Genomic DNA, 18,926 nt, shown 5'->3' on the forward strand with positions numbered 1-18,926 from the left:
GGTAAATTTTTAGGAGGTATTATTATGAAGAAGTTATTTTTAGGGGTATTTTTATTGCTTGTTTTTATTTCTTTTGCAGCTTTTAGTGGTACAAAATTTTCAGTATTGGGTATTTATACAATGAATTTAGATGATCCTGATAATTATGTTGATGTTTTTCCAATAACTTATTTTGATATTGGAATTACATCAAATGTAATGTTAAGGTTCAATGATTATGTAACACTACCTTCATCCACACTTTCATATGATTTAAATGATAAGACGTTAAAATTTAAACTTCCAAGATATTATTATTTACAATATAAAATAGGATATGATGTTTTGCTTATGTTTGGTAAATTTAAATTTAGAGATTATCCATACGATATAAGATCAGATTATTCATTTAGAGTAGGTGGTTTTAGAGATGATTTAGGAGATAAAAATTACACTTTGAATCCTATGAATATGGCAGTAGGTGGATACATAAAACCATTTGGTGAGATAAAATTTGGTGGTGCATATGATTTAGAAAATAAATCAATTTATGCTTATGCTGGTTTAGATGATAGATATACAAAATATATGTTCTATTTGTCCCAGGATAATAGTCGTAAAAAATATGAATATAGAAATATTGATGTATTATCGGCTTCCTTTGCGGGATATAATTCCGTAAAATGGAGCAGAAAACTTATTACTCAATTATATTATGGTGTGGGATATGCTGTACCTTCAACCGTTGATTCTATTTCTGAAATAACAAATAATATTTCAGATTTAGTTAAAATATTACCATCACCTAAAATTGCTTTAGGTGGAAAGATAAATTATTATCCAGTTTATTTAAAGGGAATAATGTATTATAATATGGATCAAAATAATGAGAATATATATTATCTTGATGTAGATGCTGCTACAAATAATCCTTCAAATAAAACATGGTTATTTGAAGGAAGATTAGGTTATTATTTGCCTAGACCATGGAAAATGGAATTATTCTTCCAAGGGAATTCTTTGGATGATGGAATTTTAACTGATTACATTACAAATTATGGAATTAAATTAATGGGTGAAGATTTTGATTTGACTTTTGCTATGAAAGATATTAATGGTAGAGTAGATGGAGAACAAAAATTTGTTATGAATTTTACAACATGGACAGATTTTGTTATAACTGAAAGACCATTAACAAAAATATTGTTTTAAAATATCAAATAGTGAAATGGTTAGCGTTAAATCATTAAAACAAGGTATAAAAGGAATTAGATATAGATTCACAAATGATTAACGAATTTTACAAACCTGTAAGTTGACAAATAGACAGAAAAATGATAAGATATATCTCGGACGCGGACGAAGAGGTCTGCGAGAGAGAAAGAAGAGGAAAAGAAGAAGCTCCTTGACAAGTGAACAGAGACACCCAGCGGAAGTAAAAAAGTGAGAGTTGAGATCGAACTCGAAATCTTGGATGGAGGGTTTGATCCTGGCTCAGGGCGAACGCTGGCGGCGTGCTTAACACATGCAAGTCGAACGAGGAGGCAGTCTTCGGGCTGTAGTACTAGTGGCGAACGGGTGAGTAACGCGTAGGAAAGTGTCCTCCAGACCGGGACAACCACTGGAAACGGTGGCTAATACCGGATAAGACCGAGAGGTGAAAGCGTGCTACGGCATGGCTGGAGGAGCTGCCTGCGACCCATCAGGTAGTTGGTAGGGTAAAAGCCTACCAAGCCGACGACGGGTAGCCGGCGTGAGAGCGTGGCCGGCCACAGGGGGACTGAGACACGGCCCCCACTCCTACGGGAGGCAGCAGTGGGGAATATTGGACAATGGGGGAAACCCTGATCCAGCGACGCCGCGTGGAGGAAGAAGTCCTTCGGGACGTAAACTCCTGAACTTATCGAACAATAAGGTGAGTAGGGAATGACTCACTGATGAGGGTAGATAAGGAAAAGCCCCGGCTAACTACGTGCCAGCAGCCGCGGTAATACGTAGGGGGCGAGCGTTGCCCGGAATCACTGGGCGTAAAGGGGGTGTAGGCGGTCAATTAAGTCAGATGTAAAAGATCCTGGCTCAACCAGGGGGTTGCGTCTGAAACTGATTGACTTGAGGTTACTAGAGGGAGACGGAATTACCTGTGTAGCGGTGAAATGCGTAGATACAGGTAAGAAGGCCGGTGGTGAAGACGGTCTCCTGGGGTAAACCTGACGCTGAGGCCCGAAAGCTAGGGGAGCAAACCGGATTAGATACCCGGGTAGTCCTAGCCGTAAACGATGCCCACTAGGTGTGAGCGGTAGTACCGTTCGTGCTGAAGCTAAGGCGATAAGTGGGCCGCCTGGGGAGTACGTCCGCAAGGATGAAACTCAAAGGAATTGACGGGGACCCGCACAAGCGGTGGAGCGTGTGGTTTAATTCGAAGCTAAGCGAAGGACCTTACCAGGGCTTGACATATAGGTGGTAGGATGCAGAGATGTATCCGACCTGGTACTTCGGTACTGGGAGCCTAAACAGGTGGTGCACGGCCGTCGTCAGCTCGTGCCGTGAGGTGTTGGGTTAAGTCCCGCAACGAGCGCAACCCTTGCCGTTAGTTGCCAGCACGTAAAGGTGGGAACCCTAACGGGACAGCCGCCGACGAGGCGGAGGAAGGAGGGGATGACGTCAGGTAATCGTGCCCCTTATGTCCTGGGCGACACACGCGCTACAATGGTAGGGACAGAGGGCAGCGAGGCCGAAAGGTGGAGCGAATCCCAGAAACCCTACCCCAGTTCAGATTGCAGTCTGAAACCCGACTGCATGAAGCCGGAATCGCTAGTAATCGCAGGTCAGCCACACTGCGGTGAATACGTTCCCGGGTCTTGTACACACCGCCCGTCAAGCCACCCGAGTTGGAAACGCCCGAAGATGGCCAGGCTAACCGAAAGGAGGCCGGTTATTGAGGGTGGAGTCAGCGAGGGGGGCTAAGTCGTAACAAGGTAGGTGTACCGGAAGGTGCGCCTGGATCACCTCCTTTCTAAGGAGAAAAAAATGGGTGTCTCTGTTCAGTAGTGAAGGAGTAGGGGTAGTAGCTCAACTGGGAGAGCGTCTGCCTTGCACGCAGAAGGTTAGGGGTTCAAGTCCCCTCTACTCCACCAGCTCATTGACAAGTGCATAGTGAAAGATAAGGTCAAGGTAAAAAGGGCTTACGGAGGATGCCTAGGCGACGGGAGGCGAAGAAGGACGTGGCAAGCTGCGAAAAGCCACGGGGAGCTGCAAGCGAGCGTAGATCCGTGGATATCCGAATGGGGCAACCCGAAGATCCCGAAAGGGAGGCGAACCCGGGGAAGGGAAACATCTTAGTACCCGGAGGAAAAGAAATCAAGAGAGATTCCCTGAGTAGTGGCGAGCGAAAGGGGAGGAGCCCAAACCAGTTAGGTGTAAAAGGGTGCAGCCGTTGCCTAACTGGGGTAGAGGGAAGTAATCGGAGCCAACTGCATGAGGCTCGGGAGTGAAATATGTATAGCCGAAGTATCTGGGAAGGTACACCGAAGAGGGTGAAAGTCCCGTAGGCGAAATACATAGAAGCTCCTGGATTACTCTCCCAAGTAGCGTGGGACACGAGGAATCCTGCGTGAATCAGGGTGGACCACCATCCAAGGCTAAATACTACCCGTCGACCGATAGCGGAAAAGTACCGTGAGGGAAAGGTGAAAAGGACCCCGGGAGGGGAGTGAAAGAGAACCTGAAACCGTAAGCCTACAAGAAGTGGGAGCTCTGAGAGGAGTGACCGCGTGCCTTTTGATTAATGTGCCCACGAATTGCATGCATTGGCGAGGATAAGCCGGGAGAGGTGGATCCGAAGTGAAAGCGAGCCTGAAAAGGGCGTAGAGTCAATGTATGCAGACCCGAAGCCAGGTGAGCTATCCATGGGCAGGGTGAAGTTGCGGTGAAACGCAATGGAGGCCCGAACCGGTATGCAGTGAAACGCATTCGGATGACCTGTGGATAGGGGTGAAAAGCCAACCGAACCTGGTGATAGCTGGATCTCCCCGAAACGTGTGTAGGCACGGCCTCAACCAAGAGTAACGGGGGTAGAGCACTGATAGGCGTAGGGGGGTAACCTCCGAAACTTGTCAAACTCCGAATACCGTTACTTAGTGGTTGGGAGACAGACTGTGGGGGAAAAGCTCCATGGTCGAGAGGGAAACAGCCCAGACCGCCAGCTAAGGGCTCGAAGAGATAGCTAAGTGTGAAAGGTAGTGGACTGCCAGAGACAGCCGGGATGTTGGCTTAGAAGCAGCCATCATTAAAAGAGTGCGTAACAGCTCACCGGTTGAGGCGGACTGCGCCGAAAATGTAAGGAGGCTGAAGCTATACTCCGAAGCTGCGGAATCTGCGGATTGGTAGGGGAGCATTGTGCAGTAGGGAGAAGGCATATCGTGAGGTATGTTGGACGAAGCACAAGAGCGGATGTGGGCATGAGTAACGAGAGGAAGGTGAGAATCCTTCCCCCCGAAAGCCCAAGGGTACCTGGGGAAGGGTCGTCCGCCCAGGGTAAGCCGGGACCTAAGGTGAATCCGAAAGGAGTAACCGATGGAAAACAGGTAAAGAATCCTGTGCCATACATGACCGATAGTAAGAGGGGTGACGCAGAAGGTAAAGCCTCGTGAGCAAGTGGCAGGCTCATCTAAGCGCAAAGGTCTGAGAAGCTGGTAGGTAAATCCGCCGGTGGAGGCTGAAGCGTGATGGGGAGGACGTAGGTCCAACGAGGTGGTAGCCAGGCTGCCAAGAAAAACCTCGCTTACTGGTTGATGTATGCCCGTTCCGAAAACCGACACAGGTGGGCGAGCTGAGAAGGCTAAGGGGAGCAGGCTAACCTCCGCTAAGGAACTCGGCAAAATAGCCCCGTAACTTCGGGAGAAGGGGTGCTCCTTGATGTGGTTTATACTGCATTGGGGAGTCGCAGTGACAAGGTCCAGGCGACTGTTTACCAAAAACACAGGACTCTGCGAACTCGAAAAGAGGACGTATAGGGTCTGACGCCTGCCCAGTGCCGGAAGGTTAAGGGGAGTGCTGAGAGGTACGAACCGAAGCCCCGGTAAACGGCGGCCGTAACTATAACGGTCCTAAGGTAGCGAAATTCCTTGTCGGGTAAGTTCCGACCTGCATGAATGGCGTAACGATTTGGACACTGTCTCAGCGGAGGGCCTGGTGAAATTACAGACTGGGTGAAGATGCCCAGTACCCGCAGTTAGACGGAAAGACCCCGTGGAGTTTTACTGTAGCCTGACATTGTAACTTGTCATGTTGTGTACAGGATAGGTGGGAGGCAGAGAAACCTGCTCGCAAGGGTAGGTGGAGCCGCTGGTGGGATACCACCCTCAGCATGATGGGTTACTAACCATTGACTGTGAAGAGCAGTGATGGGACAGTGTTAGGTGGGCAGTTTGACTGGGGCGGTCGCCTCCTAAAGAGTAACGGAGGTGCGCGAAGGTAGGCTCATGTGGGTTGGAAATCCACAGGAGAGTGTAAAGGCAAAAGCCTGCCTGACTGCGAGACTGACAGGTCGAGCAGGGTGGAAACACGGTCTTAGTGACCCGGCGGATCCGAGTGGAAGGGCCGTCGATCAACGGATAAAAGTTACCCCGGGGATAACAGGCTTATCGCGCTCAAGAGTTCATATCGACGGCGCGGATTGGCACCTCGATGTCGACTCATCGCATCCTGGGGCTGAAGTAGGTCCCAAGGGTTGGGCTGTTCGCCCATTAAAGCGGTACGTGAGTTGGGTTCAGAACGTCGTGAGACAGTTCGGTCCCTATCTGCTGCGGGCGTAGGAAACTTGAGGGGGGTCACACCTAGTACGAGAGGACCGGTGTGAGGGTACCGCTAGTGAATCAGCTGTTCCGCCAGGAGCAGGAGCTGAGTAGCTATGTACCTGACCGATAACCGCTGAAAGCATCTAAGCGGGAAACGGGCCCCGAGATGAGGTTTCCCACTCTTCGGAGGTAAGGGCAGTTCGAGACGAGGACGTAGATAGGCCGGAGGTGTAAGTACAGTGATGTATTGAGCCGACCGGTACTAATAGCCCGAGGCCTTGACCTTATTAAGTAACTATGCACATGTGAATGAGTATTGAGGGGTGCAGATACCAGATATGGAAACACGCGGATCCATGCCGAACCCGACCGTTAAGCATATCTGGGCCGATGGTAGTATGGGCAATCCATGCGAGAGTAGGTAGCGCCCCTCTTTTTATTTTTCCCCTGTCTCTATGACAGGGGTTTTTCTTTTAATAGTAAAATTATTTATTACTGGAATTCAAAAATAAAACGAATGAAAATTCGAATGAAGCAGGTCAATTTTGCATGGATGCAAAATTGAGTGAAACCGAACATGGATGTGAGTTTGATGCGACCTGCGAAAATGAGAATTTTCGAGGATTTAGAATTTTTACTTGGTGAAGAGCATTATTTTATAATTTTCTTCGTTTTTTCCAGATTAGCAATCGAGCGTTTGAATGAGTTTTATTTTGATTCCATTTCTTTACAAATTAATGAGGAGCATAAAACTCCTCTTATTTAAAAATTTTGAATAATGTTTTTTCTGGGTTTATTGAATAAATTACTATTTTCTTTTCATCAGGAAAATGATTAAACTTTTTAGAATGCTTTTTTAGAATTTTAATGTCAATATCTAAATGGTTTCTATATTCAATTATTAAACTCTTATCATATATTTCAATATTTTTTGCTCCTTTTTTATATGCAATAATTCTTAATTTTGTATATTCTAACAAATTGTTGACTTCTTCAGGTATTTTACCGAATCTATCTTCAATATCCTTTTTTATGTTTTCAATATTTTCAATATTATTTTCATTAGCTATAGTTCTATATATTCTCATTCTTTCAATTGGATTTTCTATATATTTTTCAGGTATAATTATAGGCATTTTTATTCCTTTAATATCAAGATTAATTTTTTCTTTAACTTCTTTCATTTCTAATTGTTTTGAATAATATTCTGCTATAGTTCTATTTAATATTTCTTTATACATGTGCAATCCAACATTATTAATATGTCCTTTTTGTTCAATGCCTAGTAAATCTCCAAATCCCCTAATTTCTAAATCCTGTAGAGCCAACTTAAGTCCGCTACCAGGTCCTGAAATATTTTTAATAGCCTCTAATTTTTTTATTGTTTCTGTTTTTAGTTTTGTTTTGTATAAAAAATAAGCAAAAGCTCTTTTATTACTTCTTCCAACTCTACCTCTTAATTGATATAATTGAGATATGCCATATCGTTCTGAATCATCAATTATTAATGTATTAGCATTTGGTATATCAATCCCATTTTCAATTATTGTTGTAGATATTAAAACATCAATATCTCCATTGTAAAACATTTTTATTATTTTAGATAAGTATTTTTTGGGCATTTTTCCATGTACTGCAACAGTATTTACTTCAGGAACAATTTTTCTAACTTTTTCTTCAATTTCTTCTAAATCATTAATTCGGTTGTGAATGTATAATACTTGACCACCTCTTGATTTTTCTCTTAAAATAGCAGTTCTTATGATATTATCCGAATATTTAAAAACAAAAGTTTCTACTGGAATTCTTCCATATGGTGGTGTAGATAATACAGATAAATCTCTTAAACCTGTAATTGAAAAATAAAGTGTGCGGGGAATAGGAGTTGCACTCATTGTTAAAACATTTATTCCATGAGAAAGCTCTTTCAATTTTTCTTTTTGAAAAACACCAAATCTTTGTTCTTCATCAACTACCAATAATCCCAATTTTTTGAATTTAATATTTTTATTTAATAATGCATGAGTTCCTATTATTACATCTAATTTTCCTGAATTAATTTTATCAATTATAATATTTTTTTCTTTTTGAGTTTTAAATCTATCTATTAATTCTACAGTTATTCCTACTTCTTCAAATCTATCTTTTACGTTATCATAATATTGTTGAGCTAGTATTGTTGTAGGAACTAAAATTGCTGCTTGATAACCAGAACTTACAGTTCTTACTACAGCTCTTAAAGCTACTTCTGTTTTTCCAAATCCAGCATCACCAGCTATAAGTCTATCCATAGGTTTTGTTGAAGATAAATCATTTAATACTTCCTCAATTGCTTTTTCTTGATCTATTGTTTCTATATAATCAAAGGTTTTTTTAAATTTTTCTTCAATTTCTTCATCGCCACTTAATGAAATTCCTGTTGTATGTTCTCTCAATGCATATAATTTAATTAATTCCCTTATTTTATTTCTTATATTATCTTCAATTTTTTTCTTGCGTTTTTGCCATGATGAAGAACCTATTTTGTCAATTTTTACTAAATCTTTATCCCCAACATATTTAGTAATTTTATCAATTCTTTCAATTGGTAAAAATACTTTTGCGTTATTTTCATATTCTATTTTGATTAATTCTTTTTCACCAGAATATGTTTTTATTTTTTCTAAACCTTTATAAATACCAATTCCATAGTCTTCATGAACAATAAGATCATCAATTTTTAAATCTTCCCATTCTAGAATAGGCAATTCATTGCTTTTTTCCTTTGAGGTAACTTTTTTCACTAAAAGATTATGTTTGTCAACTTCTAAATTTTTATATTTTAATTTCAATATTTTTTCTATATTTTGACCACTGAATTCTTTATACAAATCTTTTTTTATATCAGAAAAAATAAATTCTAAATTTTCTTTTTCTCTTTCATAATATGATTTTATGTTTTCTTTTTCATTTATGATAAATATTTCTAAATTGTTTATATCAATATAATCAAGTAATGTATTTTTCTTTTCATATAATACAGCAGGTAATGTTTCAAATGTTTCTATATCAAAGGAAACATTTTTGTATTTATGGTTTATAAGGAAAGTTTCCAGATTTTTGTTATAAATATTTTCATATTTATACATGAATTCGGATCCAGGAACGAAAATAAAATTATTGATTGACTTAATACTTTTTTGAGAATATGGATCAAAAAAATTAATTCTTGTAATTTCATCATCAAATAATTCTATTCTTATAGGGAAGTCATAGATAGGAATAAAGATATCCTTAACGAAACCTTTTTGAGAAAATTCACCATATTCATATACATTCCATGTTTTTTTATAACCTGAAATTAAAGGGTTTATATTCAAATTTTCATTGATTTTAAAAGATAATATTTCATTTTTAAAGAGATTTGGTGGAATTGTGTATCTACTCAATGAATGAAATGTAGTAAATATTATTGCATCATTATTTTTATTTAAAAGATTATAAAGCGTTTTTATTCTATATGCTTTTATTTTATTTGAAACATCAATAGATTCAAAAGGAAAAATATCATAATTCGGATAAAATAAAATATTGTCTTCAATTAAATCTTCAATATTCCATGCTTCTGGAAAGATAACGATTTTAAATTTTTTCGTTGATTTTTTTATTATGTCCAATATGTCATTTAGTATAATAATCACCTCTACATAAAAAAATACGGACTTCAAGTCCGTTTTTATATTCGTACATCCAGAGAATGACCTCTATAGTCATCAATGACTATTTTTTTCTCTTCATTATTTTCTTTATGTTTTCTTTTTTGATTATTATATTCAGAGGAATGTTTTTTTTGATTATCATTTATATGTTGAGATTCAGATTTTTCCTCTGTATTTTTTACCTGAGATCGTGCTTCCTGATTTTTTTTGATGTGTTCTTCTAAATCTGTACTTTTTGCAGCAATTAGAGCATTATTTAAATGTTGAATATTATTAGACACATCAACATTAGTAATATAAGAAATACTTAAATTAATAGGATCAGGCATATTAATCACCGCCTAACATTTTCTTCAGTTTAATAATTATAGAAGAATGTATTTGCGATACTCTTGATTCTGAAATATCCAGAATTTTTCCAATTTCTTTGAAAGTCATTTCTTTTTCATAATATAATGATAAAATAAGTTGTTCTCTTTTATTTAGACTTAATATAGCTTTTTTGAGTTCGTTTTTTAACATATCTTTATAAGCAAGTATTTCTGGATCATTTTCAGCATTATCAGATTCAATATTTATTTCATTGTTAGTAATCAAAAAAGAATCTAAACTTAAAATATGACTTCTATATAATTCTGCTTTTAATTTTTTAACATCTTTTTCAGATATTTCTAAAATTTTTGCTAATTCCTCATCATCTATATAATCGTCGATATTTTGCTCTGCTAAAACTTCTTCCATTTTTTTAATCTTATGTCTTAAATCTTTTGGTAACCAATCTATTTTTCTTAAATAATCAAGCATAGCACCTCTAATTCTTTTTATAGCAAAAGAATAGAAAGTAACTCCTTTTTGCGGATTATATTTTTCCAATGACTGTAATAAACCGATAATCCCTTCCTGTATTAAATCGTCAAGTTCAACATTCTTTGGAAGGGAAGATAGTAAATTTAAGGCAATATATTTTATCTTTGGCAAAAAATTTTTTATTACATCATCTTTATTTATATTTTTCATTATCTATTAATCACTGCCTTTATGGTTGTATTAAGTATTATGACTACAGCAATACTTATTATTGAGCGCAAAACAGAGGTTATGAAAAAGTTTTTTGAAATAAATAGGTTTATAAATAAGAATATAAAAAATAATATACCATAAAAGATAAGCTCAATATTTGAAAATTTCAACTTTTTCACCACCGCCTACCTTTTTCACCATTACCTCACCAGTATCAAGATTAAATTCAATACTCCTAGCTCTATTTCCTCCAGTATCTTCAGCAATTATTCTAATATTATTCTTTTTTAATTGCTCTTTTACAGCAAGAGTGTTCTTTTTACCCACATCCATTGAGGATCCTTTAAACATAGCAGCTCCACCAAATATTTTTGCAGTAAAATTTGAACCACCTAATTTCTTTAAATCTTCAATTAATAATGGAATACCTAAATCAGCATATTTACCCGGCTTTGGAACATTTCCATTTGGAGAGTTAGGTAACATTACATGGATCAATCCTCCAACTTTTTTATTTTTATCCCATATACAGACACCAACACATGATCCTAAACCTAAAGTTATTAATATATCAGGACTTTTTGATGAGGCATATTCACCAATTCCAATTATTTTTTTCATTTTTTAACCCCCATAAAACACTTTTTTGACATATTCGAACAATTTGTTTCTATTTTCTTCATTCATTAGAAAAACAATTTTTCCTTTTATAACGTTTTCCCAGTCTTCAACTTGAATTTCTGTTTCTGTTAATATAACTTCATCTTCAAAAGTAATACTCATAACAATAGATTCTGCAATTAAAGAAGCGAATGTATCCACAGCAACTTGTGGGGGGGTAACCTGTAAATTTATATTTAAAAATTGAGAGATAGCACTTGTATATGAACCAAACATAATATTTCCTAATTCTCCTATCATTGACGAGGACATTTCGTCAAGTTCAACTATATTTTTTATGTCAATACCAACGCTTTCTTTTATTAATCTTTTTACTGAATCTTTTTCAATTAAAAAAATCAGTGAAGAATCTAAATCTCCTTCCATTTTAACATAAGAACATGCGTATATTTCATCAGGTTCTTCCATATTTAAAAATATATCGGAAAGTTTTATTACATCTAGGTTAGGAACTGATATATCAACTTTTTTATTTAGCATCATTGATAGAGAGCTAACAGCATTTCCCATCCCAATATTAGTAATTTCTTTAAAAGCTGACATGAAAAATTCAAAATTTTCGTTATTCATCTGGTTGCACCTCCGGATTTTTTTTATTCTCGAAGAAATTTTTTCCACTAATGTATTCTAAGTATTGTCCAAATAAACCTGTAGGATCCTGTAATATTTTTATTTCATATATAAACTTGCTGAGATTAAAAAATTCTTGCCTAATTTTTGCTATTGTTCCATGGAATACAATATTAAAATCAACTATTGAAAGTTTGACACTAAGACTTTTTTTTATTATGCTAAGATATTCATTTAAAACGACAACTCCAAGAAAATTCTCATTTAGATCCCAGATTAACCCTTTATAATTATCCTCAATCAAAACGGGAATAGATATATAATGTCTTTCATTTATTCTTTTATTTTTAATTTTAAATGTACTGACTAAATTTAATGAAACCATAACTTCATTTTGTCCAAAATCTTTAATATCTTTAATTTGGAATTCTGCTTGATAGTAGGCACCTTCAAAAATTGATTCTAATGTAACATTCTCCCCAAGACTAAAATCATATTTTGGAGATATTAATTCTATTTCTTTTCCTTTAAAATTTTTTATTTTAGCTTTTAAAACATCATTTTTTATATAAATCCTTATGGAATTTCCAGGAAAAAAAACAAGGAAAATCCTTTTTATGAAATTTTTTTTATCCATAATTTCACCTATTGTAAAATCCAAATAGTAAAAGTAATTTTTTTAATAAATTGTCACTGTTCTTTCGTTCATGTTCTGATGTGGTATTTTCGATTTTTTCTGCAATTATCATCAAATCATTAGCAACATGTGATGATGGTTTAAAGCTTGATATTGGAGTTTGTGATTTTACACTATCATGCACCAGATGATCGAAATTTATATAAAAAACATTTCTAATATCTTTAAATAAATATTCTTTTATTGTTTTTCTTAGAACCTGTTCAGCAGTATTAGCTTCTGACCTTTTTCTTATCATATTTATTACAACATCTACTACGCCATCAACTTCTAAAATTGATAGTGCTTTTACAACAGTATAAGCATTTACTATAGCAGTAGGTTCTGGAGTAGTTACCAATAGAATATTATCAGCAGCAATATAAAAAGGTTTTAAATTTTCATTATATCCTGCACTGACATCTATAATAACATAATCATGCTCTTTTGCAATATTAAAAAATTCTTCAATAGCTTTTCGGGTAAAATTTTTTTGAAAAGATATCCAATCTTTTATATCCATACCTGTACTTAATAATTTTATTCCGTAAGGGGTTTTTATAATACACTCTTCTAGAGTTAATTTTTTATCAAAATAATCTTTTATACTAACTGTTGGAGAAACTCCAAGCAAAATGGATGCATTTGCAAATCCAGCATCCGTATCAAAAATCAAAACTTTTTTATTCATTTTTGCAAGATTTACAGCGGTATTAACGGCTACAATTGATTTTCCCACACCACCTTTGCCTCCGGTAACAAGAATTATTTTTGTTCTATTTTTTGAAAAAGTTTTTCTTAAATTTTCAGCTTGATCTTTTATTATACTCATAATGTCAACTCCTCATAAAAGAGGTTAAATATTTTTTGCGAATTTGGGATTTCAATATCATTTGGAACATTTTGACCTGTAGTAATATAGCTTATAGGTAACTTTGTTTCTCTTATTAAAGAAGGAATTTGACCATAAGATGATGTTTCATCTAATTTGGTTATTATCAAATGTGTTGGATTACAAACGGAAAATCTATTGTATACATCTATCATATCTCTAAGTCTCATATTTGCCGACACAACTAAAAATATAAAATCTGGTTTTACAGAATCAATATACATTTTTAATTCCCCAATCTGAATATCATCTTTATGGCTTCTTCCAGCTGTATCTATTAACAATATGTCATAGTTTTTAAGAGATTCTACTGTAGTTTTTAATTCAGTTGGCGTATAACAAACTGAGGCAGGAATATCCATTATTTCTGCATATGTTTTTAATTGTTCTGTTGCGGCGATTCTGTAAAGATCAATAGTGGCAATTGCAACATTTTTGCTGCTATTTAATTTATTTAATGCAGCAATTTTTGCCAATGTAGTAGTTTTACCAACTCCAGTTGGTCCAATAAGCATTATTGTTCCGTGAATATTAGGAACCTCAACTTTGAAATTGTTCTTAAACATGTCAAATAATAGATTTTTAAATCTTTCATCAGATTTCCAATTTTCCTTATTTAAATCAGTTGGAATATTGTTTAATATATCTTCTATTATACTATCAGAGAGATCTTGTTTCTTTAAAGATTCAATTAGTTCTGATATTAATGGATTAGCCCCATTTAAGATAACTCGTTTGGAAAGCTTTTCTATTAAATTTTTAATTTCTATTAATTCATTTTGAGAACTCTTTACATTATTTAATGTATTATTTTGTGTATTTGATATGCGATTATTATATATAGATGCATTAGAATTTAAGTTGTTATTTTTTGGGGGATATTTGTTATAAGTAACTTTTCTATAATCCAGATTTTTGAATTCATTTTTTTCTTTATTATAGAATTTTTCAGCATCTTCATCGATAAGTTTAGAAATTTCACGTTGCTCTTCAATTAATTTTAAGATTTCATTTCTGGCGGTGAGTTCTAATTTATCTTTTCCTGGTGCATATCGTTCTTCATAATCGTCTATATTTTTCATTCTTTTTATTCTTTCATCTAATTTTTTATTTCTTTCAACCATCTCTCTAATTTCATTGATTCTACCCTGAGTATTATTAGAAAAACCAGGTCCAGAAGGTTTCTTAATATTTTTTACCACATTTTCCGGATTATCATCAAGAACGGCGGTAACTTCTATATACTTTTTGCCACCAATTCCCAAAAATCCCCCTTTATTTATCCTTTTTGTATCTAATATATATGCATTTTCTCCTAGTTCTGTTCTAATTTTTTCCATTGCTTCAGGAATAGTAGTAACAATATATTTTTTTATTTTCATAAACTCACCTCTAAACACTTATATTTCCGTCTGCAGAAATAGGAATCTCTTGAATAATCTCATTATATGAAATCACATTAACATTTGGAATATTTGATAATAACCATCTTGAAAAATAGAATCTTAAAGGTGAACTACATAATATTACAGGATTATAACCCTTCATCATTTGAGATTCTAACGCCTGACTTATATTATCAAGTAATTTTTGAGAAAGTTGAGGAGATAAAGCTAAAGTATAATTTCCACCATATTCAATAGTATAATTATTTAATGTATTTTCAGTATTTTTATCTAAGATGATTAAATGTAAAATACCATCACCAGATTTCATTGATTCACATATTTGTCTGGCAAGAGCGCTTCTCACTCCTTCAACAAGAGACACTATATCTTTAACTTCATTACTACCAAGTTCCATTAATTTTTCAAAAATAACAGGCAAATTTCTTATGGAAATCCTTTCGTATAATAATTCTTTTAATACATTACGTATTTCAAAAGTTTTGAAAATTAAAGGAGTTAATTCTTCAACTAATGATGGTTCTTTTATCCTTAAACCTTCTATGAGCATTTCAGTTTCTTTAGAACCAAGTATTTCATGAGCATATTTTTTGATTACTTCAGATAAATGAGTTGCAAAAACACTCGGAGAATCAACTACAGTGTAACCAAGATTAACAACTTCTTCTTTTTGGGATTCGTCAATCCAATAGGCATCTAAATTAAACGAAGGTTCTTTTGTATGAATTCCTGGTATTTCTTCAGAAGCCATTCCAGAATTTATTGCTAACAATTTTTCAGGAAATAATTCAAATCTTCCAACTTCTACACCTTTTAATTTAATTATATACTCATTTGCACTTAAAAGGACACTATCTCTTACCCTTATAGGGCTTATTACAATTCCGAGTTCGTAAGCAATTTGTTTTCTAACCATTGTAATTCTTTCAAGTAAATCTCCACCTTGACCTGGATCTGCTAAGGGAATTAAACCATATCCAATATCAATTTCTAAAACATCGCTCTGTATTATTTCTGAGACTTCTTCAGCAGATGTTAAAGGAGGACCAGAAGGAGCTTTCGCTCCGCCACTAATTCCTTCTTCTGGTGCTGAAGTTGGTGTTTCAAAACCTTCTTTTGGACCTGTCGCAGGGATCATTTTTTGTAAATATCCTTTAGTTGTTAAATAAGCTAAAGTTAGCATTCCTCCCCCCAATAATAATGCTGGCATTATAGGTAAAGGTGTAACTAATCCGAGGGTTAATATTACTCCGCCGGTCATATATAAGACTCTCTTTTCTGATGAAAGTTCTTTGAGTAAATCTTTTCCTAAATTTTCTTTAGATGCAGCCCTTGATACAACAATACCAGTTGCAGTTGAAATTAATAAAGCGGGTATTTGAGCTACTAATCCATCTCCGACAGTAAACAAAGTGTATAATTGAGCAGCTTCCCCTATATCTAATCCTTGCTGTAATACACCAATAATCAAACCACCTAATATGTTTATAAGGGTTATAATAATACCTGCTATAGCATCTCCTCTAACAAATTTAGAGGCACCATCCATAGCTCCGTAAAAATCAGCTTCACGTCTAATATCTTCACGTTTTTGTCTTGCTTCTTCTTCTGTAATAATCCCGGCACTTAAATCTGCATCGATACTCATTTGTTTTCCAGGCATAGCATCAAGAGTAAACCTTGCTGCAACTTCTGCAATTCTTTCGGCACCTCTTGTAATTACTACAAACTGAATGATTACAAGAATCAAGAAAATTACAATGCCAACTACGTAATTTCCACCAACAACAAAATCTCCAAATGCCCTTATAACTTTACCCTGAAAATTCTTTCCTTGTAAAAGGATTAATCTTGTTGAAGATACATTTAATGATAGTCTAAATAAAGTAGTTACCAGTAATAATGTTGGAAATGCAGAAATTTCAAGAGCATTTTTTATATACATTGTAACCAGCAACAAAATAATTGCTAATGAAATATTAGCCATTTGTAAAAAATCTAAAAGAAATGGTGGAATAGGGATAACCATTAATATAACAACACTAACTATTAATAAAGGTACTATTAGATCTAGTTGTTTGAAAAATTTATTTGTAAATTCTCCCATTTAATCACCTCGTAACTTTTAAAACAGAAGCAATAATTTTTGCGACAATTTCATACATATCTTCTGGTATTTCTTCGTTTATGTCAACTCTTTCATATAATTGTCTTGCGACAGGCGGATTTCTAAGCACAGGGACGTGATTTTCTCTTGCTATTTCTTTTATTCTAAAAGCAATTTTATCATATCCTTTTGCTACAACAATAGGAACATCATTTTCCAATTCATCATATTTTATAGCAACAGCATAATGTGTTGGATTTGTAACAACAACGGTTGCTTTTGGAACTTCTTTCATCATATTTTGATTGATAATTTGTCTTAACCTACGCATTCTTGCTGCTTTTATCTGTGGATCTCCCTCAATATCTTTCATTTCCTGCTTAACTTCCTGCTTGGTCATTCTTAAATTCTTTTTATATTCTTTTTTTTGATACCAAAAATCAAAAAGTCCTAATAATAACATTAACATCCCAAGCTTAAAAAATATTTCTATAATTATTGAATATAAAAAGGATATAGCTGATGAAATATTTGTATATGGTAGGGAAATGATGCCATTCCATCGAGATTTTACAATACTAAAAGCAATATATCCAACTAACACTAATTTTATCAGAGATTTTAAAAGCTCAAAAAGAGTTTTCATAGAAAATATTCTTTGAAATCCCTTTATTGGATTGAGCTTTCCTAAATCAAATTTCATAGCTTTAGGTGAGAATAAAAATTTTGTTTGTAACATTCCTAAAACAAGGCTAATAATAGCAGAAGAAAACAAAAAAATAGATATTAAGGTAAAGAGATTTCTCTGTTGCAAAATTAATGTCATTAATGCATTTTCATCTAAAAAGCTGGTATCAAGAGTTAAATATCTCATAAAAGCACTTTTTAAATCAACAAATAAATATTTTGAAAGAACATAAAAGACAGCAGCAACACCCAAAAATGAAAATGCTGTTAATAGTTCCTTTGAAACAGGAACATTTCCTTCCTCTCTTGCTTGTTGTAGCCGCCTTGGGGTTGGCTCCTCTGTTTTACTTGGGTCAGCAAAAAGCTGAAGATTTATTTTAAAATCAAATTCATTATAGAATTTATCCATTTTATTATCTCCGTCATATTATTACTAAAAATTTCTACCCAAACACCAATAATAGTTAAAAGTATTAAAGAACCAACTAGAATATTTAATGGTAATCCAACAATAAAGACATTTATTTGAGGTATCATTCTTGAGACAATTCCCAGACTAATATTTACACATAACATAAATGCACTCATCGGAACTGCAAGTTGAGCCCCAATTTCAAAAACTTTTCCAAATGTGGATAATATTTCAGGAAGAAAAGCGGTATTTATAGAAAAAATTAAAGGAATAGAATGAAATGAATTAATAATTACCTGAAATAGCAAAATATGTAATTTAAAGGATAAAAAGGCAAAGATTCCTATTAAAAAAGATAATTGTCCTATAATAGGAGACTCTTCACCACTTATTGGATCAAATATTCCAGCCATAGCAAATCCCATTTGAAATGCAAAAAATTGTCCAGCAAATTGAATAGCTGCTATTGGTATATAAGAAATTAGTCCAATTAATATTCCTAAAAAGAAATTTATTAGTATAATTGTTATCAAATAAAATATAGGTAAATCTGGTATTGTTAGATTGACAAGAGGTAATGTTATCCATGAAATAAATAGAGAAGAAAATAATCTTAAATAAAAAGGTATTGTTCTTGAACCTATAACTGGTGCAGAAATTGTTAATCCAACAATTCGAGCAAATATAATAGCCCAAACCCAAAATTTGGTTTCTAAAAAAACAATTACATCCATATTAGATCATTCCAAAAAATGTAGTTAATATTTGATATGTAAAATCCATTAATTTTTGTGCAATCCATCCAAATAGCAAACCGACAACTAGAAAAGTAATAATAATTTTAGGAGCAAAGGTTAGTGTTTGCTCATTTATAGAGGTTATGGTTTGGAAAATGCTTATTATAAGACCAACACCTAAACTTACTAGTAGGATAGGTGAAATAATTGATAAAAAAACAGTTATTCCATCTCTAAAAACATCAATAAAAGCTTCTAATGTCAAT

13 protein-coding genes, 1 tRNA gene and 3 rRNA genes are annotated in these 18,926 nt (G+C 34.5%); 5 read left to right on the forward strand and 12 right to left on the reverse strand.

Features of this window, described 5'->3' with window-relative positions; all coding sequences use genetic code 11:
* Nucleotides 1-24 precede the first annotated feature (24 nt).
* The 5 genes from JRV97_RS09065 (at nucleotide 25) to rrf (ending at nucleotide 6,207) form a co-directional block, all read left to right on the forward strand.
* The gene (locus JRV97_RS09065; RefSeq protein WP_280998216.1) at nucleotides 25-1,191 is read left to right on the forward strand and encodes a hypothetical protein; all 1,167 of its coding nucleotides are present in this window, start codon (nucleotides 25-27) and stop codon (nucleotides 1,189-1,191) included.
* 259 nt (nucleotides 1,192-1,450) lie between these two features.
* Nucleotides 1,451-2,992: ribosomal RNA gene (locus JRV97_RS09070) — 16S ribosomal RNA — on the forward strand.
* A 45-nt stretch (nucleotides 2,993-3,037) separates the two neighbouring features.
* Nucleotides 3,038-3,113, forward strand: a tRNA-Ala gene (locus JRV97_RS09075).
* A gap of 30 nt (nucleotides 3,114-3,143) precedes the next feature.
* Nucleotides 3,144-6,060: ribosomal RNA gene (locus JRV97_RS09080) — 23S ribosomal RNA — on the forward strand.
* A 33-nt stretch (nucleotides 6,061-6,093) separates the two neighbouring features.
* Nucleotides 6,094-6,207: ribosomal RNA gene (gene rrf, locus JRV97_RS09085) — 5S ribosomal RNA — on the forward strand.
* Together the 16S, 23S and 5S rRNA genes with 1 tRNA gene alongside form the textbook arrangement of a ribosomal RNA operon.
* Nucleotides 6,208-6,532: 325 nt before the next feature.
* Here rrf and JRV97_RS09090 read toward each other — a convergent pair.
* The 12 genes from JRV97_RS09090 to fliQ all read right to left on the reverse strand — a co-directional run bounded on the left by JRV97_RS09090 (nucleotide 6,533) and on the right by fliQ (nucleotide 18,925).
* On the reverse strand, nucleotides 6,533-9,454 hold the full coding sequence (locus tag JRV97_RS09090; protein ID WP_280998218.1) for a helicase-related protein: 2,922 nt from the start codon (nucleotides 9,452-9,454) through the stop codon (nucleotides 6,533-6,535).
* Between the two features lie 35 nt (nucleotides 9,455-9,489).
* Nucleotides 9,490-9,801 carry a hypothetical protein gene (locus JRV97_RS09095; protein WP_280998220.1) on the reverse strand — a complete coding sequence of 104 codons (312 nt, stop codon included), beginning with the start codon at nucleotides 9,799-9,801 and terminating at the stop codon, nucleotides 9,490-9,492.
* A 1-nt stretch (nucleotide 9,802) separates the two neighbouring features.
* Nucleotides 9,803-10,489, reverse strand: coding sequence for a FliA/WhiG family RNA polymerase sigma factor (locus JRV97_RS09100; protein WP_280998222.1), 687 nt, complete (start codon nucleotides 10,487-10,489; stop codon nucleotides 9,803-9,805).
* A 153-nt stretch (nucleotides 10,490-10,642) separates the two neighbouring features.
* The gene (gene cheD, locus JRV97_RS09105; RefSeq protein ID WP_280998224.1) at nucleotides 10,643-11,113 is read right to left on the reverse strand and encodes a chemoreceptor glutamine deamidase/glutamate methylesterase CheD; all 471 of its coding nucleotides are present in this window, start codon (nucleotides 11,111-11,113) and stop codon (nucleotides 10,643-10,645) included.
* Nucleotides 11,114-11,116: 3 nt separating this feature from the next.
* Entirely contained in the window at nucleotides 11,117-11,743 is a 627-nt protein-coding gene (locus JRV97_RS09110) for a chemotaxis protein CheC (protein WP_280998226.1), read from the reverse strand.
* Nucleotides 11,736-12,380, reverse strand: coding sequence for a hypothetical protein (locus tag JRV97_RS09115; protein ID WP_280998228.1), 645 nt, complete (start codon nucleotides 12,378-12,380; stop codon nucleotides 11,736-11,738). Before JRV97_RS09115 ends, JRV97_RS09110 begins: the two co-directional genes overlap by 8 nt.
* 4 nt (nucleotides 12,381-12,384) lie before the next feature.
* Complete coding sequence (locus tag JRV97_RS09120; protein ID WP_280998231.1) at nucleotides 12,385-13,251, reverse strand: MinD/ParA family ATP-binding protein; 867 nt, start codon at nucleotides 13,249-13,251, stop codon at nucleotides 12,385-12,387.
* The gene (gene flhF / locus JRV97_RS09125) at nucleotides 13,248-14,693 is read right to left on the reverse strand and encodes a flagellar biosynthesis protein FlhF (RefSeq protein WP_280998233.1); all 1,446 of its coding nucleotides are present in this window, start codon (nucleotides 14,691-14,693) and stop codon (nucleotides 13,248-13,250) included. The genes JRV97_RS09120 and flhF overlap by 4 nt, the downstream gene beginning before the upstream one ends.
* A gap of 10 nt (nucleotides 14,694-14,703) precedes the next feature.
* The gene (flhA, locus tag JRV97_RS09130) at nucleotides 14,704-16,824 is read right to left on the reverse strand and encodes a flagellar biosynthesis protein FlhA (protein ID WP_280998235.1); all 2,121 of its coding nucleotides are present in this window, start codon (nucleotides 16,822-16,824) and stop codon (nucleotides 14,704-14,706) included.
* Nucleotides 16,825-16,828: 4 nt separating this feature from the next.
* Nucleotides 16,829-17,920 (reverse strand): flagellar biosynthesis protein FlhB, encoded by a 1,092-nt coding sequence (flhB, locus tag JRV97_RS09135; protein WP_280998237.1) that lies wholly within the window; start codon nucleotides 17,918-17,920, stop codon nucleotides 16,829-16,831.
* Complete coding sequence (gene fliR, locus JRV97_RS09140; RefSeq protein WP_280998239.1) at nucleotides 17,884-18,657, reverse strand: flagellar biosynthetic protein FliR; 774 nt, start codon at nucleotides 18,655-18,657, stop codon at nucleotides 17,884-17,886. The genes flhB and fliR overlap by 37 nt, the downstream gene beginning before the upstream one ends.
* Before the next feature lies 1 nt (nucleotide 18,658).
* Nucleotides 18,659-18,925 carry a flagellar biosynthesis protein FliQ gene (gene fliQ / locus JRV97_RS09145; RefSeq protein WP_129408207.1) on the reverse strand — a complete coding sequence of 89 codons (267 nt, stop codon included), beginning with the start codon at nucleotides 18,923-18,925 and terminating at the stop codon, nucleotides 18,659-18,661.
* Nucleotide 18,926: the final 1 nt, after the last annotated feature.

The sequence above is a fragment of the Marinitoga aeolica genome, assembly GCF_029910535.1.
GTDB lineage: Bacteria > Thermotogota > Thermotogae > Petrotogales > Petrotogaceae > Marinitoga > Marinitoga aeolica.

Bases quoted from the DNA above. Each gene is read 5' to 3' on its own strand.
- JRV97_RS09065 (WP_280998216.1), top strand. From the start codon at position 25: ATGAAGAAGTTATTTTTAGGGGTATTTTTATTGCTTGTTTTTATTTCT.
- JRV97_RS09095 (WP_280998220.1), bottom strand. From the start codon at position 9,801: ATGCCTGATCCTATTAATTTAAGTATTTCTTATATTACTAATGTTGAT.
- JRV97_RS09100 (WP_280998222.1), bottom strand. From the start codon at position 10,489: ATGAAAAATATAAATAAAGATGATGTAATAAAAAATTTTTTGCCAAAG.
- cheD (WP_280998224.1), bottom strand. From the start codon at position 11,113: ATGAAAAAAATAATTGGAATTGGTGAATATGCCTCATCAAAAAGTCCT.
- JRV97_RS09110 (WP_280998226.1), bottom strand. From the start codon at position 11,743: ATGAATAACGAAAATTTTGAATTTTTCATGTCAGCTTTTAAAGAAATT.
- JRV97_RS09115 (WP_280998228.1), bottom strand. From the start codon at position 12,380: ATGGATAAAAAAAATTTCATAAAAAGGATTTTCCTTGTTTTTTTTCCT.
- JRV97_RS09120 (WP_280998231.1), bottom strand. From the start codon at position 13,251: ATGAGTATAATAAAAGATCAAGCTGAAAATTTAAGAAAAACTTTTTCA.
- flhF (WP_280998233.1), bottom strand. From the start codon at position 14,693: ATGAAAATAAAAAAATATATTGTTACTACTATTCCTGAAGCAATGGAA.
- flhA (WP_280998235.1), bottom strand. From the start codon at position 16,824: ATGGGAGAATTTACAAATAAATTTTTCAAACAACTAGATCTAATAGTA.
- flhB (WP_280998237.1), bottom strand. From the start codon at position 17,920: ATGGATAAATTCTATAATGAATTTGATTTTAAAATAAATCTTCAGCTT.
- fliR (WP_280998239.1), bottom strand. From the start codon at position 18,657: ATGGATGTAATTGTTTTTTTAGAAACCAAATTTTGGGTTTGGGCTATT.